This is a genomic window from Marinobacter sp. 2_MG-2023 (assembly GCF_030546935.1).
GTDB lineage: Bacteria > Pseudomonadota > Gammaproteobacteria > Pseudomonadales > Oleiphilaceae > Marinobacter.
On sequence record NZ_JAUOPH010000002.1, the window covers coordinates 577886 to 594057 of the forward strand.

The 16172-nt window shown below is 57.8% G+C and carries 7 protein-coding genes; 2 read left to right on the forward strand and 5 right to left on the reverse strand.

The annotated features are described in order from the left end of the window. Position 1: 1 nt before the first annotated feature. On the reverse strand, positions 2-1738 hold the full coding sequence (locus tag Q4501_RS06445) for an ABC transporter transmembrane domain-containing protein (RefSeq protein ID WP_303595488.1): 1737 nt from the start codon (positions 1736-1738) through the stop codon (positions 2-4). 162 nt (positions 1739-1900) lie between these two features. On the opposite strand from Q4501_RS06445, the gene Q4501_RS06450 reads away from it, so the two are divergent. Continuing rightward, the gene (locus tag Q4501_RS06450) at positions 1901-3703 is read left to right on the forward strand and encodes an ABC transporter ATP-binding protein/permease (RefSeq protein ID WP_303595195.1); all 1803 of its coding nucleotides are present in this window, start codon (positions 1901-1903) and stop codon (positions 3701-3703) included. A gap of 75 nt (positions 3704-3778) precedes the next feature. Continuing rightward, positions 3779-4936 (forward strand): phage tail sheath subtilisin-like domain-containing protein, encoded by a 1158-nt coding sequence (locus Q4501_RS06455; RefSeq protein ID WP_303595196.1) that lies wholly within the window; start codon positions 3779-3781, stop codon positions 4934-4936. Here Q4501_RS06455 and recD read toward each other — a convergent pair. From recD to Q4501_RS06475, 4 genes are all read right to left on the reverse strand, one after another. Beyond that, positions 4890-7226, reverse strand: coding sequence for an exodeoxyribonuclease V subunit alpha (recD, locus tag Q4501_RS06460; protein WP_303595198.1), 2337 nt, complete (start codon positions 7224-7226; stop codon positions 4890-4892). The two genes, Q4501_RS06455 and recD, sit on opposite strands and share 47 nt — an antisense overlap. Continuing rightward, positions 7223-10951, reverse strand: a complete 3729-nt coding sequence (recB, locus tag Q4501_RS06465) for an exodeoxyribonuclease V subunit beta (protein WP_303595199.1) — start codon at positions 10949-10951, stop codon at positions 7223-7225. Before recB ends, recD begins: the two co-directional genes overlap by 4 nt. Then, complete coding sequence (gene recC / locus Q4501_RS06470) at positions 10948-14508, reverse strand: exodeoxyribonuclease V subunit gamma (RefSeq protein ID WP_303595201.1); 3561 nt, start codon at positions 14506-14508, stop codon at positions 10948-10950. The genes recB and recC overlap by 4 nt, the downstream gene beginning before the upstream one ends. A 277-nt stretch (positions 14509-14785) precedes the next feature. Continuing rightward, positions 14786-16147, reverse strand: a complete 1362-nt coding sequence (locus tag Q4501_RS06475; protein WP_303595203.1) for a DUF1329 domain-containing protein — start codon at positions 16145-16147, stop codon at positions 14786-14788. Between the last annotated feature and the right edge of the window lie 25 nt (positions 16148-16172).

A 16172-nucleotide genomic window follows, 5' to 3' on the forward strand; every position in this document is an offset into this window, starting at 1 on the left:
ACTATTCACCCGTTTCGCTGCGGAACTGTAGCTGCGCCAAGCGCCGATACAATTGATTTTCCTGCATTAGCTGTTCATGCGTGCCAACCGCTAGCAAGCAGCCTTGATCCAGAACGGCGATGCGGTCGGCATCTCGCACGGTGGCAAGCCTGTGAGCAATCACCAGGGTGGTTCTGCCCGTGGTAAGCGCTGGCATGGCTTGCTGAATCAAGCTTTCGCTTTCCGCATCCAGGGCGCTGGTGGCTTCGTCGAGAAGCAATATGGGCGCGTCGGCGAGCAGGGCGCGGGCAATGGCCAGACGTTGTTTCTGACCGCCGGAGAGACCTAGCCCGGCATCGCCCAGCCGGGTCAGATAGCCCTCAGGCAGTTTCTTGATAAATTCGTGCGCGTGAGCGATTCGGGCCGCATTTTCAACATCGGCCTGGCTGGCATCCGGGCGGGCGTAGCGGATGTTGTTTGCCACAGTGCCATGGAACAGCGTCGGGTTCTGGGGCACCAGTGAGAAGCAGCTGCGTAGAGCTTCCAGCGAAACCGTGGCGGTATCTGTACCGTCAATATAAATCGTGCCGCTGTCGGGCTGATAGAAATGCAGCAGCAAATCAAACAGCGTGGATTTTCCTGCCCCGGATGGACCGACCAGCGCCAGGGTTTCCCCGGCACGGACATGTAAGCAGAGATCGGCCAGTGCCGGGTGTTCGCTGCGACCGGCGTAGCTGAAATTCAGGCCTTTGATGGCAATATCCCCGGTAATGGGCTTTGGAAATCCGTTTGCCAGTCCTGCGGGTCGGTTAAATGCAGGTTCCGTCTGTAGTAGTTCAAAAAGCCGAGCGGCGGAGCCGGCTGCCCGTTGTAGTTCCCCTATCACCTCACTGATGGCGCCTGCAGCAACGCCTACCAGCAAGCTGTAAAACAAAAATGCTGCCAGCTCTCCCGGGCTAATGCGGCCCTGGATAACGTCCAGGCCACCAATCCAGATCACAACACCGACCGCCCCCATCACCAGGGAAATAGCCAGAGTCGTCAGCCAGGCACGTTGTTTTATGCGGGCACGGGCGATGTCGAAGGCCCGCTCAGACACCTCCGCAAAGAAGCGCCGGTCGTGAGGCTGATGGTTAAAAGCCTGCACAGTTTTAATCTGGGTGAGATTTTCCCCCACGTAGCTGCCTACATCGGCCACCCTGTCCTGGCTCAGCCTTGAAAGCTGCCGTACTCGCCGACCGAAAAACAGAATGGGCACAATCACCAAGGGGAAGCCGAGCAGAATAATTCCGGCCAACTTGGCGTTGGTAATGAACAGCAATAGCAGCCCACCCACCAGCATCAGTGCATTTCGCAAGGCGATGGAAACCGTTGAACCGATCACAGACTGCAGCACCGTGGTATCGGCGGTGAAGCGCGACTGTATTTCCAGTGCCCTATTCTGCTCGAAGAACCCCGGGTGCAGGTCAATCAGATGATTGAAGACCTGTTTGCGGATGTCCGCTACCACCCTTTCGCCAATCCACGACACCAGATAAAAGCGTGCAAAGGAGCCGAACGCCAGCCCCAGTACCAGAATAAAAAACAACCCCATGGCGCGGGCCAGATTGCCGGCAGATTCTGTTGCCAGACCCTGATCGACCAGAATTCGAAGGCCCTGACCCAGCCCAAGAGTAATACCTGCCGTGATAACCAGGGCGACAAGTGCACCGGCAACGGCTTTGCGATAGGGGCGTATAAACCCTATAACGAGTTTCAGGGCTTGCCGGTGACGAGTGTTGATGGTGTGCCTCCTGGGGATCAGCTGCTGTAGACTTGGTCTGCTATACGGTCACGCTTGAAGTAAGGACTAATCATACAGCCAGACTAAAAAGCCTGCCCCCGCGTATCCAATAACTTCGTCATGCAAAAGGATTCCCCTGTGCGAGCTTATGCCGACAGTGATTACCCGCAACACCATAAACCCGATTGGAACGTGATCGCCGGCCTCTGGCCCTATCTCGCCGAGTTCCGTGGTCGGGTTGCTCTGTCTGTTGCCTTCCTGATACTGGCAAAGCTGGCAACCGTCGCAACGCCTGTGGCTCTGAAATACATTGTCGACTATCTCGACCAGGGCCGTGAAGGCGAGCTGTTGTTGTGGATTCCCATTGTGCTGGTGGTTGCCTATGGCACCCTGAGGTTTGGCAGCACCCTGTTCAGTGAGCTTCGGGACGCCGTATTTGCAAGGGTTGCCGAGCGCGCCATGCGGCGGGTATCACTGCGGGTATTCCGCCATCTCCATGACCGCGAACTGGCCTTCCATCTGGATCGCAAAACCGGAGGCCTAGCCCGGGATATCGAGCGGGGAACCACAGGTATCAGCTTTCTGCTGCGCTTTACCCTGTTCAATATTGTCCCCACCCTGCTGGAAATACTGATGGTGGCGGGCATTTTACTGGTGGCGTTTAACGCCAGCTATGTGTTGGCCATTCTCATTGCTGTGGTGGTGTATATCGTATTTTCCATCAAGGTTACCGAATGGCGAACCAAGTTTGTGCGCGAGGCCAATGCCCGCGACAACCAATCCAACTCCCGCGCCATCGATAGCCTGCTGAACTACGAAACCGTGAAGTACTTCAATAACGAAAAATTTGAAGCCGATCTTTACGATGAGAACCTGGAAGGCTGGGAGCAAGCCCGTCTGAAAAACCGCCTGTCCCTGGCAGCACTTAATTCCGGCCAGGCTCTCATCATAGGTTTGGCCATGATAACCATGATGGTAATGGCCGTAAGGGAAGTCGCCAGTGGCGCTATTACCTTGGGCGACTTCACCATGATCAACGCTTACCTGCTGCAGTTGTTTATTCCCCTGAATGCCCTGGGCTTTGTGTACCGCGAGATCCGCCAGGCGTTGGTGAACGTGGAGCGTTTGTTCGGTTTGCTTGGAGAAGCACCGGCAATTGAAGACGCCCCCGGGGCGCCGGCACTGATTGTGGAAAAAGGAGAGGTTGGCTTTCATCACGTGCATTTTGCTTACCGTTCAGATCGACCGATTCTGCAGGATGTGGACTTTTCGATACCGGCAGGACACACACTGGCGGTTGTGGGGGCCAGCGGTGCTGGTAAATCTACTTTGGCGCGTTTGCTGTTCCGTTTCTTCGATGTGGATAAGGGCAGCATTACCATTGATGGCCAGGATATTCGTGGGGTGAGCCAGGACAGCCTGCGCTCGGCTATTGGCGTGGTGCCCCAAGACACGGTGCTGTTTAACGACACCCTGTATCGAAATCTGGCTTATGGTCGGCCAGATGCCACCGAGGCAGAAGTACACTTCGCCGCTAAACAAGCACGCCTGGACGAGTTCATCCGTAGCTTGCCAGAAGGTTACGACACCAAAGTAGGCGAGCGTGGTTTGAAACTCTCCGGCGGGGAAAAACAACGGGTAGCCATTGCCCGAGTACTGTTGAAAAACCCGCCGTTGCTGATTCTGGATGAGGCCACCTCATCACTCGACTCCATTTCTGAACAGGCGATTCTGGAGGCGCTCAACGAAGTTAGCCGGCAGCGCACTACCCTGGTTATCGCCCATCGCCTGTCCACCGTGCGCGACGCCGATACGATTCTTGTCATGGATCACGGCCGGATCGTGGAAAGCGGCGGCCATAGCGAGTTACTGGCGCAAAATGGCTATTACGCCAGATTGTGGCTGCAGCAGCAGTATAGCGATGGCGAGGAGAGCGTTTAGTGGTATGTCTGGTGCACAATTCTGGTCTATGGTGTATTCAAGCTGTTCGATGGATTGATTGCAGGGAGCGAGATTATGCCACCACGCCCAAGATACCCGGGTGTTTATGTCCAGGAAACATCCTCAGGATTGAGAGCCATAGCAGGTGTGCCGACTTCGATCACGCTCTTTATCGGTATGGCCCTTGAAGGGAATCTGAACCACCCGACCACTATCCACAGGCTTGACCAATTTGAACGGATCTTCGGTGGTGATCTTTCCTATGGCGAGATGGCGCTGCAGGTAAAACAGTTTTTTCTCAATAGGGGGGATGAGGCGATCATCGTGCGTGTTGGGAGTGAGGCCGGCGGCATTCCTGAACTGGCAGACTACGAAACTGCATTCCGTGTGGTCGCATCGGAAGTCGAACTCTTCAACTTGCTGGTACTGCCTCGTGGATTTGGGCAGACAGATGACCAGCGGCAGCCATTATGGGCAAGCGCCAGCGTATTTTGTCAGCGCCAGCGGGCCTTCTTGATAGTTGATCCCCGGAGTGACTGGCAAACAGCCGCTGATGCCGCTGCTGGAGTAGCTGCACTGCGAACGGGGGCTGTTACCGACCATGCAGGCATCTACTGGCCTCGAATTCTGTCGGCCTATTCGGCGTTACCCATTGATCCGGCTGGAACTGTCGCGGGCATTATGTCGCGGATCGATGCGCAGCGCGGCGTCTGGAAGGCGCCGGCGGGTAAGAGCGCATCTGTTCTGGGTGTGACAGGGTTAGAGTATTTCATTTCGAACTCCGATATCAGCATAACGAATCCTCAGGGGGTCAACACGCTGCGGCAACTCCCGGGCGGTGTGATGATCTGGGGGGCTCGTACCATGGCCGGTTTTGAGAACTCGGGCGAGAACGAATATAAATATACCCCCGTCCGCCGTGCCGCGCTGGCTATCGAAGAAAGCCTGACCCGAGGGTTGGAGTTTGCCCGGTTCGAGTCTAATGGCGAGCATTTGTGGGCGCAGATACGGTCAGTCGCCGGCGCTTTCATGCAGAACCTGTTTCAACAGGGCGCATTCCAGGGGGCCAAGGCGTCCGATGCCTGGTTTGTGCGCTGCGATTCCAGCACCACGACGCAGAGCGATATTGACCTGGGCCGAGTTAACCTGATGGTAGGTTTCGCTCCGATGCGTCCGGCGGAATTCGTCATTCTGAGGGTTCAGCAGAGCCTGGGCTCTCAGCCAGGCCATTAATCAGCACCGACGCCAACCCGGAGGCGCGGACCACCCTCTGACCAACGCTGTCGCTGAACACGCTGGCATCGCCGGTTATCATGCTGAACCAGTTCCTGGCGCGGGTGATGCCGGTATAGACCAGTTCCCGTGTGAGTACGGGGCTCAGGCGGTCAGGCAGTACCAGACAGGTGTGATTGAATTCAGAGCCCTGGGACTTATGCACAGTCATGGCGTACACAGTTTCCAGTTGCTGCAGCCGGCTGGGTGATATCCAGCGGATGGTTCCGCTGCCATCGCTGGCAGGAAAGGCTACACGCAACGCTGTCTGCTTGTTGTTGGTGCTCCGTGGGTCCCCATGGACTGGCAGGCTGAAGGTAATGCCTACGTCGCCATTCATCAGCCCCAGGTTGTAATCGTTGCCGGTAATCAGCACCGGGCGCCCGGCATACCAGCCTTCAGCGCGTGGAATCAGCCGTTGCGCCAGCAAGTGATGGGCAATCAGCTCATTCAGCCCTTCCACACCCCAGGGGCCCCGGCGCAGGGCGCAGAGTATCTGGAAGTCGCTGAAGGCCAGCAATACCGTCTTCGCCAACTGGTCCCATTGTTCCCTGGAGCTGTTGCTGTTCAGGTTGTGATTCTGCATCAGCGTTAAATAATGTCGGTAACCCACTGGTGGAGGTAGTGGCTGACCATTACCTTCAATGCGCCCTTCTCCCTGATTACGGAAGGCCTGAGGGCTGCCAGTAACCGCATGGCCGCATATCAGCGCCTGAGTAGTTTCCAGTGAGGGCTTTCCGGTGTGGCCATTGAGCCACACCACATCTTCGAATCCTGCGTTGCGGGCCTGTTCAAGGGTGCTGGCGCTCAAGGTGTTGGTGTTGACCGCCTCGGCAAGCTGGCGGATACCGCTGCCTTCGGCAAAGCGGTAGCTCTTGCGGAGCATGGCGACAGCCTGATCCAGTGGCTGGCCTTCGTTGTCCTGTAAATCTGGCGGTATGTCGGTGCCGGTGATGGACTGCCCCCATTGCACCGTTGCTGGCTGATAATGTCCGTCTGCTGCGCGCTGGCAAAGTTCGCCCAGCACCGCGCCGGCGTCTACCGAGGCCAGCTGGTCTTTGTCACCCAACAAAATTAACTGGGCGTTGGCGGGCAGGGCATCAAATACCGACGCCATAAGGTCCAGGTCCACCATGGATGCTTCATCAATCACCAGAATGTCCACCAGCAGAGGGTTGTCGCGGTTGTGGCGGAATTTGCGGGTATCCGGGCGGCTGCCCAGCAGACGGTGCAGCGTAGTTACCCGGGTGGGAATGTCCGCCTGCGACACCTTCCCTGGCAGCTTGTCCAGAGGTAAACGGCTGACGGCGCCGCCGATGGATTCGTTCAGTCGCGCTGCCGCTTTGCCGGTGGGTGCAGCAAGGCGGATACGGTATTTGCGGCCGTTTCGTTCTGTGGATTCACCGGCGACGGACTGCAGGGCTGCCAGCAAATTCACCACGGTGGTGGTTTTTCCTGTGCCCGGACCACCGGTAATGACGGCAAAACGGTTGCGGGCTGCGAGGGCGCAGGCAAGCTTTTGGTAGTCCACAGGTGAACCGGCAGAACCCTGTGGTTTAAAGAGTGTATCCAGTGCCTGGCTCAGGGTGATGGCGGCCGGGACAGCGGGGTCGGCGACGGCGGATGGCTGGGCAAGGCGCTGAAGAATACCAGCAGCAATCTGCTGTTCATAACGCCAGAAGCGGCGCAGATAAAGGCGGGTGCCGTTCAACACCAATGGCGTTGTATGTGAGCCATCACTTACTGCAAAAGCATTGCCAAGAGCGGATAGGCACTCTTGTGTGGATGTTTCGGCAAGAAGCTCGCCCGGTCCGGTCCGGTTCATCTCAGTGCTTTCCGGATCGTTGAAAACAGAGGCTCCTTTCGGGTCCTCAGGAGGCAGTGCAAGCGTGCTGTCTGCATCGGCCAGCAGGGTTGCCAGATCCACACACACATGGCCCCGACCCACCTGATGGGACGTCATTGCGGCGAGGAGCAGAACCAGCGGTTGTGGCGCCTCACCCTGCTCTTCTGACAGGTCTTGTATCAGCCGTGCAAAGCGCACATCCAGCGGCCGGATCCAGCCGGCCTGCTCCCAGTTATCCAACAGCTCCAGTAAGGTGCCTGTCTGGCTCAGTGCCAGTCTGGTGTTCACTCGATTAATTCCGGTGCCGCTATCCTGGGCGACGGAAACAGGGGGCGCCGTGTCCACATCTTTTGGTGGCTCCAGATCAAAGGCAAACTGGTTGTCGGTATTCCGGGTTTTGCTCATGCTGCCACCTCCCCGGAGGCTGCCTTGCCGTCAAACATCGCATCCAGCTGTTCAATCAATACTCTGGGCGGCTTGTCGGTAAACGCCCCGGCGCCCGGTGCGTTAATGCCTCTTAAAAACAGATAGACGGCGCCACCCAGGTGCTGGTCATAGTCATAATCCGGCAGTCGTGCTTTCAGCAGTCGGTGCAGAGCGAGGAGATAGAGAACGTATTGCAGGTCATAGCGTTTCTCCAGTATGGCTTCACCCATGGCCTGATCTGTATATGCGCTGTCATTGTCGCCGAGATAGTTGGATTTGTAGTCCAGCACGTAATATTGGCCCTTGTGTTCAAACACCAGATCGATAAAGCCTTTCAGCATGCCGTTGAAGCGCCCGTCATCCACCCGCGGGCGGTCCGCGGCGTTGAGGGTGTGCTGAGTAACCAAGCTGTCCAAGGCGCGGGTGCTGACGTTGCGGCTTTCAAACCAGAACTCCAGCTCGGGGCGCAGAGTGCCAAGGCTGGCCAGACTGGCGCTTTCACTGCCGTTGCGACTTAACGGTAGCGGCTGGCGGATGAGCGCAAGTATCCACTGTTCCAGAGTATCCACCCAGTCGCTCCAGCCTCGGGTACTGCAGCGGCGGGTTAGCTGTTCGCGCAGTTCCAGCGGGTTATCGACAATGTGTTGCAGGCCCTGTTGTACGCACCACTCCAGTAAATCGTGCAGGAAGGTACCCGGCCCGGCGCCTTTTGGGAAATGATGCAGGCTGTGGCTGAGCGGACTGGTTGCGTCTTCGTCCTCTGGATTATGGGTGCCCTCTTCCAGCAGGTTCTGGGCTTCTGCGTCTTCCACTTCGCCGACGAAGACGATGCCGGTACCGGATAGACCGATGTATTCCAGCGACGAGTAGCTGGCAATCCACCAGTCTTCCCTGGCTTCTCGGGTCGATACCCGCGCTGGCCCCAGGGCGGCCGGTGTTTCTTCTGTGTAACCCAGGCCGCTGGCGCCCGGCAGCGGCTCGGTATAAAGCTCCGGATAGCCGTTCACCAGATGATTCAGCACATCACTCAAGGGGTGCTGCGCTGCAGGTTCACCCCCCAGCAGATACCCCAGGCCGCTCAGGTGCCAGTTTTCAATATCGGCCACGCCTACCCAGGTAGCAAAGCGGGCGCGGGTCAGGGCCACGTAGAGTTTACGGATATCTTCGCCGAGGCGTTCCCGGTCGGCCCGGGCAACATCTTCTGGCGTGGGGTCGAACACAGTGATCAATTGTGAGTTGTCGTCGTGATAACGCACAAACGACTGCTTTTCACTCTGGGCGCGGAAGGCGGTACCAAAAGGCAAAAACACCAGAGGATATTCCAGGCCTTTGGACTTGTGCACGGTGATGACTTTTACCAGACCAGCATCGCTTTCCAGACGCAGGGTGCGGTGCTCGTCCTCTTCGTCCGCTGCCCGCAGTATCTGGGTGTAGTGGTGCACCAGCGCGTGTTCACCATCCAGTTGCAGGCTGTCCTGCTGCAGCAATTCCGCAATGTGAAGAATGTCGGTGAGCCGGCGCTCACCATCCGGGCGCTGCAGTAGCTGTCCGGGCACTTCAAAGTCCATCAGAAAGCTGCGCAGCATGGGCAGAACGCCCCGGGTCTGCCACTGTTTCTGATAGCCCATAAAGCGTTCGATTTCGCGCTCCAGCGCGATTTCATCGGTCAGTAGCTGGTCCAGATAGCGCCAGGGCAAGCCCAGTGTAGGTGTGGCCAGAGCAGCACGGTCATAGGCCAGCTGCCGGGGTTCGGCAAAGGCCTTGAGCCAGCACAGTACTTCCTTTGCCTCCTGGGAGGTAAGTACGGAATCCCGGTCAGACAGGTATACACTTTTTATGCGCCTTTGGCTCAGAGCGTCCCGCACCGCAGCAGCTTCGTTGCGGTTGTTCACCAGAATGGCAATATCTTTGGGCTCAACCGGCTCCAGATCATCTGCAGCGTCTTCCAGAGCAAATCCTGCCTTCCCTTGCTGGCCAAGCGTCAGCAGGCGCGCGATTTCGCTGGCGCAGGTTTCAGCCACTTCCGTGGTCGCTGTGCCTTTTGCCAGGCTTTTACGGTTGCCGTTCCTGTCTTCCTGATCACCTTCCAGCGACCACAGGGTGAGGCTGGGCTGTATCTCGCCGTTCACCGTCCACAGGCGTTTGGTGCCGTTGGCTTCTACCCCCTGAAATGGCAACGGAGAGGCGTCGCCCTTGCCGAACAGAAAGGCGCCTTCCGGGCTGTTCAGGTCACCATGCTCAAATACCCGGTTGACCGCGGCCACCATGGGTCTGGACGAACGGAAGTTGCGGCCCAGGGTCCAGGTACGATCGCGGGCGCCTGTGCGGGCGTCCAGGTAGGTGTAAATGTCGGCGCCACGGAAGCCGTAAATGGCCTGTTTGGGATCGCCTATCATCAGCAGGCAGGTATCCGGGTGATTCTCCGCGACCCGGTAAATGCGGTTGAAGATGCGGTACTGAACCGGATCCGTATCCTGGAATTCATCAATCAGCGCTACCGGGAACTGCCGGCGGATGGTCGCGGCCAGCTGATCGCCCCGGGGGCCATGAAGAGCATCGTCCAGCCGGGTGAGCAGATCGTCAAAACCCATTTCCGAGCGTTTCTGTTTTTCCGATTCCAGTCGTTCTGCAATCCAGCGGGTGGCGTGCCGGAGAATGTCGGCCTCAGCGCTGGGCAGGTTTTCTGCGAAGGCGATCAGCTCTTCGATAGCATCAAAGGCGGGATGGTGGGGCACATCGCCCTCGCCTTTCAGTTTGCTGGCCAGTATGTCCGGTGTCTGGTTCTGGAAACCCGCTTTCTCAAGCCCTTCCGGGTAGAGCACATCGGATGCGGCCCAGTCCAGCGATGTGTCCCAGGCAGCAATCATCGGCTTCATGCTGCCGCCGTGCAGGCGCTTGCTCTTGTTGAGCGCCACCAGCATGTCGGTTACTTGGGGTTTCCAGTCCGCCCAGGGGTGGGCTTTCAGTACTTGTGCCTGCTCTATGCGCCGCTGCACAGTGGCTTCGATGGCCCCTTTTACATCATCGGTGGCAAGCTCCAGAGAATCGGCATCGCCAAGCAGGTTGTGTACGGAGGCCCGAAGGTTATCCGGCGTTTTCCAGTGGCCAAGTACTTCATCCATCAGTACCGGCGACAGCGGATAGATAAACGTGCGCCAGTAATCCCGAGCCACTTCATCCAGCAGATCGCTCTGGTCGGTTTCCAGTGTCAGCCGGAACAGGCTGCCACTGTCGAAAGCATGCTCGGTGAGCATGCGGTTACACCAGGCATGGATGGTGGATACCGCGGCTTCGTCCATCCACTCGGCAGCCAGAAGCAGTTTTTTGCGGCAGTCCGGCCAGGTAGCCGGGTCCGGGTAGCTTTGGTCTCTGAGCTGGTGAATCAGCGCTGTTTCCGGCGTGGGCTGAAGGCTTTCCGCGTTACTGGAAAATACCTCGGCAGCCTGGGTCAGCCGGGTGCGGATGCGATCCCGAAGTTCTTTGGTAGCGGCGTCGGTAAAGGTGACCACCAGCAGGTTTGGCGGCAGCATGCCGGCAGCCAGGGCGCTGCCTTCGGGTTGGCCGTGGCCGAGTACCAAACGCACATACAGAATCGCAATGGTAAAGGTTTTACCTGTACCTGCGCTGGCCTCAATCAGGCTGCTGCCGTTCAGGGGCAGTGCCAGCGGATCAAGATTCGGGTTCAGATTTTTCACAGTTGTCATAGCTTGCCCTCGATCTGGCCGGCGGCTGACTTGTCCTGTTCGGCTTCCCACAAAGGCACGTAGAGTACGTGCAGCAGTGCCTCGAATTCGCCGCTTTGCATCAGGGCTTCAGCACTGTCGAAGGCGCCGCGCAGGTAGCCGGTGTCCCGTTCCAGAGCTGTGGTATATGCCTGCTGCGCGTCACTGATGGCGCGCTCGTGGTCGCCGAGGAATTTCTTGCTTTGGTAGAAGCTGTAAATCCAGGCAAAACCGGCTTCCGCATGCAGCGGCAGGGCCCGGGTGCTGGCTTCTATCCAGTGGGTCAGTATGGCGTCCAGATGCTTGGTTGCCGTTTCCTTTGGCAGGGAGGCAAAGCGTACCTTACGGCCTTCTTCCTTGCCCAGAATCAGGGTTTCAAAAGGCTGCTCCGTCAGTTGTCCGGCCAGATGAATCACCCAGTCCCGCATCAGATTGGCGTAGCGCAGTTTTTTGCTGCTACCGCTGCCGCTGAGCAGGCTGGATCCGGCGATAATCAGCCTGCAGTTTTTGCCTTCATGGTTGCGGCGCAGGTCACCAATCAGATCCAGCACTTCCACGGAGCCGGTTGTGTCAGCGAAGCGGTATTCAAACGGCAGGGGTTCCGTGATCGCTTCAGGCCATTCGGCCAGCGCGCTCTGATAACGCCCAAACAGATCCGGCAGACGGCCGGACAGCTCGTTGCGCAGCCTGTGTTCTGTCACGCCCATACCCAGGTCGCCGCGCCGTGCCATACGATCCAGCGTAGTTTGCAGACGCTCGTGCAGGTCTTCTTCATCACTGGCTTTCAGCAGGCCCTGTTCGATCAGTTCGGTATCCAGGCGCCAGCGATCAAGACCATTCAGATCAAAGTTTTCGTTATCTGTATCCTCGTCTTCTACATCCTCGAAGCGCACCTGCAGGCGGCGCTGGTAGAAGGTATCCACAGGCTTTTTCAGGAAACCCGCCAGGTCGTTCAGGGTGATGGGCTCTTCGGGCTGCTGGTATGGCAGGGCTGTTTGTTGATTTCCTTGCTGCCCTTCCTGCTCCGCACTCTCGTCTCTGTGAGCGCTGCGCCATTCATGTTCATAGGTGAACAGGCTGCGAGCCTGCTGAACCTGGGGGAAATAGTCACGGCTGAACGGTTGCAGCGGATGGCAGGTGGTGAGGGCTGCAGTTACAGCAGCGCCTGGCTGTGCTTCCAGGTGCCAGAGGCTATCCAGATGATCCTGCAACTGGCCCACCAGAACGGAGGGTGGTCGTGGCGAATCATCGCGGATGCTGCGCCCTACCCAGCTGATGTAAAACTGTTCGCGGGCGGAGAGCATGGCCTCCAGAAACAGGTAACGGTCGTCTTCTCTGCGGGAGCGGTCGCCCGGGCGGTAATCCTGAGCCATCAGGTCGAAATCAACCGGTGGTCGTGAGCGCGGGTAGTCGCCGTCGTTCATGCCCAGCAGACACACATTGCGGAAAGGAATCGCACGCATGGGCATCAGGGTGGCGAAGTTGACCTTGCCCGCAAGGAAACGCTGGTTAAGGCCGCCTTCATCGAGGCCCTCTAACAAAACGTCTTTCACAATGTTCAAAGGCAGGGGTTGCTGATCCAGCCCTGCGGCAAGGGTGTTATCGAGCCACTGTTCCAGCTGCCTGCGGAAGCGGTTCAGCAGCAACAGATCGTGGCCCTCTACCTTGTGGAAAAACTGCTCCAGCATGGCAGAGAACAAGGCTTCCCATTGCTGAGGTGCTCGGCTCGCCTGTAGCTCATGCCACAGGGTCTCCAGGCGAAACACAAACTCGCCAAGCCGCCCCGCCAGGCTGGCTTGCAGCCCCCCGATTTCACCGTAGGGCTGAACACCTGCCCAGGGCTCGTCGTCGCCCATGCCGTACCCGAGCAACATGGAACGCAGGCCCGATTGCCAGGTATTTCGCTCCAGATGAGCCGGCAATTCCAGGCTTTCCCGGTGGGCACCGTGCAGCCCCCAGCGTATGTTGGCGCCTTCAACCCAGCGCCGGGCCAGAGGGATTTCTTCCTCGGTAATTTCGAACCGGTCACGAATGCCGGGCACTTCCAGCAAACTGATGATTTCACTCACCCCGAACCGGCTGCGGGGTAACGACATGAGTGTCTCCAGCGCAATCAGTACTGGCTCGTGATTGCGCTGACCCTGGTCGGAAATGGTAAAGGGAATATGGCGTTTCTGCCCTGCAGGGTAGCGCCCGAATACCGCCTGGATATGGGGTGCGTAAACGTTGATATCCGGCACCATTACCATCACATCCCTGGGCCTCAGAGAGGCGTCTGCGTTAAACGCTGCCAGCAGCTGATCGTGCAGAATCTCCACCTCCCGCTGGGGGCTGTGGGCATCGTGAAAGACGACGGAATGATCCCCGTGAAGATCCAGCTCTCGCTGTTCATCGCGGATTTCCTGCAATGGGGTCAGGTTGTAAATGTCGTTCTGCAGCTGGTGCAGCAAACACCTGGCCTGCCCTGTGCCATGCTCCGAGAAAATATCGATTTTCTGATCCGGCGTCTGGAAACTGCTGCGGTATTCATCCGGATTGTCGAATTCGTCCAGCAGGCGAATGTAGTCCCGGCCCTGTTTGCCCCAGGCTGCCAGCAGTGGATTCGCATGCTGGTGCAACTGATCGGCATCCTCGATCTTTGACAGGGTTGGATGACTGGCCCCGCGCTTGCGCTCGGCTTTCAACAGCTCGCGGTCACTGACAATGTCCGCCCAGTAAAACTGCGACGGGTTGTGAACGCAGAGCACCACCTGGCTGAAGCGGCTGAGCACGTATAGTGCTTCCAGCGCCTGCTTTGGCAGCGAGGATACCCCGAAGACCACTATGCGCCTGGGCAGGCGGCCGGGGTGCGCGGGTGCCGAGATGCGCTGGCCTTCGGCCATAAACCGGGTATGAATCTGCGACCGGCTGGTGTGGGATTCCGCACCTGTGTCTTCTACCAACTCGCGCCAAAGCCTCGGCTGCCAGCGAGTGTCTTCTGCAATGGGTTTTTCTTCGCCACGGGCGCTGATCACCACATCCCGGCCCTGCTCCCAGGCTGCCAGCCAGTCGGCGCGGAACACCTGATACTGGTCGAACAGATCCGCTACTTTCTCAGCCAACTGGAACGCCCGCAGATCCGTATCGCTGCCTTCCAGAAAACGCGCCAGCGGGTTGAACACTTCACCGGTATGAACCAGCTCCGGCAGCAGCCGGTAAAGCCGCCACACCAGCCTGCGTTTGTCGAAAGGAGACTGCTCCGGCACTTCACCATCCGGCAATACGGCCCGGTAGGCCTGCCAGATAAACCGCGCCGGGAACAGAAAATCCATACCTGCGGCAATACCCAGCCCGCCTTCACTGCCATCGTCTGAAGGCTTTTCCGCCAACGCCAGCTTCAGCCACTGGGCTATACCGTTGCTCTGCACCAGAAAGGTCTCGCTCTGCAGCGGCGGCAGCGGGCTCTGCTGGCAGATAAACACCACGGCCCGGCGCAGGTCTTCCAGATGGTTGGCGTGAACGGCGTGAAAGCCGGGGGTGATGGTTGCGTGTTCGGGCATGGGTTTCCTGATTGGTGTCCGCCGTGACTCTAATGCTACAGGTTACCGCATGTGATTGAAGAAGCGGACAGTACAAATCGTACTGGGCATATGAGATTCAATTAAAGCGAAGTTTCTTCGGCCGATCTGCTAAAAGGTATAGCTATGAAAATTGCATCGTTAGACGCCTCGGCTAGGGCGATAAAAAATTCCAGGCACTGCTGTAATCCCCCCGAAAACAGCGGTGATCAAAAGTAGTATTTTCCGCTGTAACGGGGGAGAACCCGGAATTCACGACTTAACGAGTACCCGCGCGACGCAAAGCAGCAGGTGTGAAGTCACGGGACATACGCTCAACATCAAAAGTGAATGGGTTGGCTTCCTCGTTCGTCAAGCCCAGCACCAGGTAGCGACCAGACAGTAGATCGTAGAGGCTTTCGATCGCATACCAGGGGATCGCCTGATCGTAAAACTGCATGCTGTGTGCTTCAGCAACGCGCCAGAGCTCTCCTCGCCCGTCGTAGTGATCAATGATCGATGCCTGCCAGGAGTCTTCATCTATGTACAGGTCTCGCTTGGCATAGACATGGCGCTCGCCGTCCTTCAAGGTTGCGCGCACATGCCATACCCGATGCAGCTCATAGCGAGTCAGTTCCTGGTTGATGTGGCCAGCCCTGACGATCTCGTCATAATTCAGGTCCTGATCGACCAACTGGTAGGAGTTGTATGGGATGTACATTTCCTTCTTGCCAACGAGCTCCCAGTTGTAGCGGTCGGGTGCGCCGTTGAACATGTCGAAGTTGTCTGAGGTGCGCAGGCCGTCTGACGCAGTACCCGGGCCATCATAGGCTACCTGCGGTGCACGACGAACCCGGCGCTGGCCGGCGTTGTAGATCCATGCACTACGCGGCTCTTTAACCTGATCAATGGTCTCATGGACCAGCAGGACGTTACCGGCCAGACGCGCCGGTGCGGTAATAGCCTGTTTGAAATAGAACAGCACGTTTTCAGCCTGCCCGGGCTCGTAATCCTTCAGGTAGGTTTTCCACGTCAGTTCGTCCTGGAACTTCACCACGCTATAGGCGCCATTTTCCGTCGGAGCCACCTGCCCGGAGTTACGCTGAATGGAACCACCGCGGTAACGGGTGATGTGGTTCCATATGGCTTCAAGGCCATTCTGAGGAATGGGGAAAGGCGTCGCCGTCTCATAGTTACCCAGGCCATTTCCGTCTTTGATCAGCTCTGTGGTGGTGGCGTTCGCAACGGTATCGCTCATGACCTTTTCCGGGTACACGGCGGAACGATGCGTTTTATACACTGGAATCACGTAACCGTCGTAGCGATTGATCATGGCAATCTGGCCGGGAGACAGCTTGTCTGCGTACTCCTCCACGTTGCTCTGATCAATGGTAAAGAGCCGTTTCTCGTCCAGGAACGGATTCACGTAGACACCGTCGTCTTTATAGCCAGCAGGTGGCGTTGCCAGGCCGCCGTCCCAGGCTGGAATTTCATTTCCGTTGCCCGCTTTCTCGGCGCCCATTGGGGTGAGCGAGTCACCGAGTTTGGCCGCTTGTTCTTCAGAAACGGCGCCCAAAGCGTTACCAGCAAACAGGGTTGCGACCATAATGCTGGTAGCCAGCAAATGCTTGTTCAATTTCATTTCAAATGTCCTCGTTCAACGAATT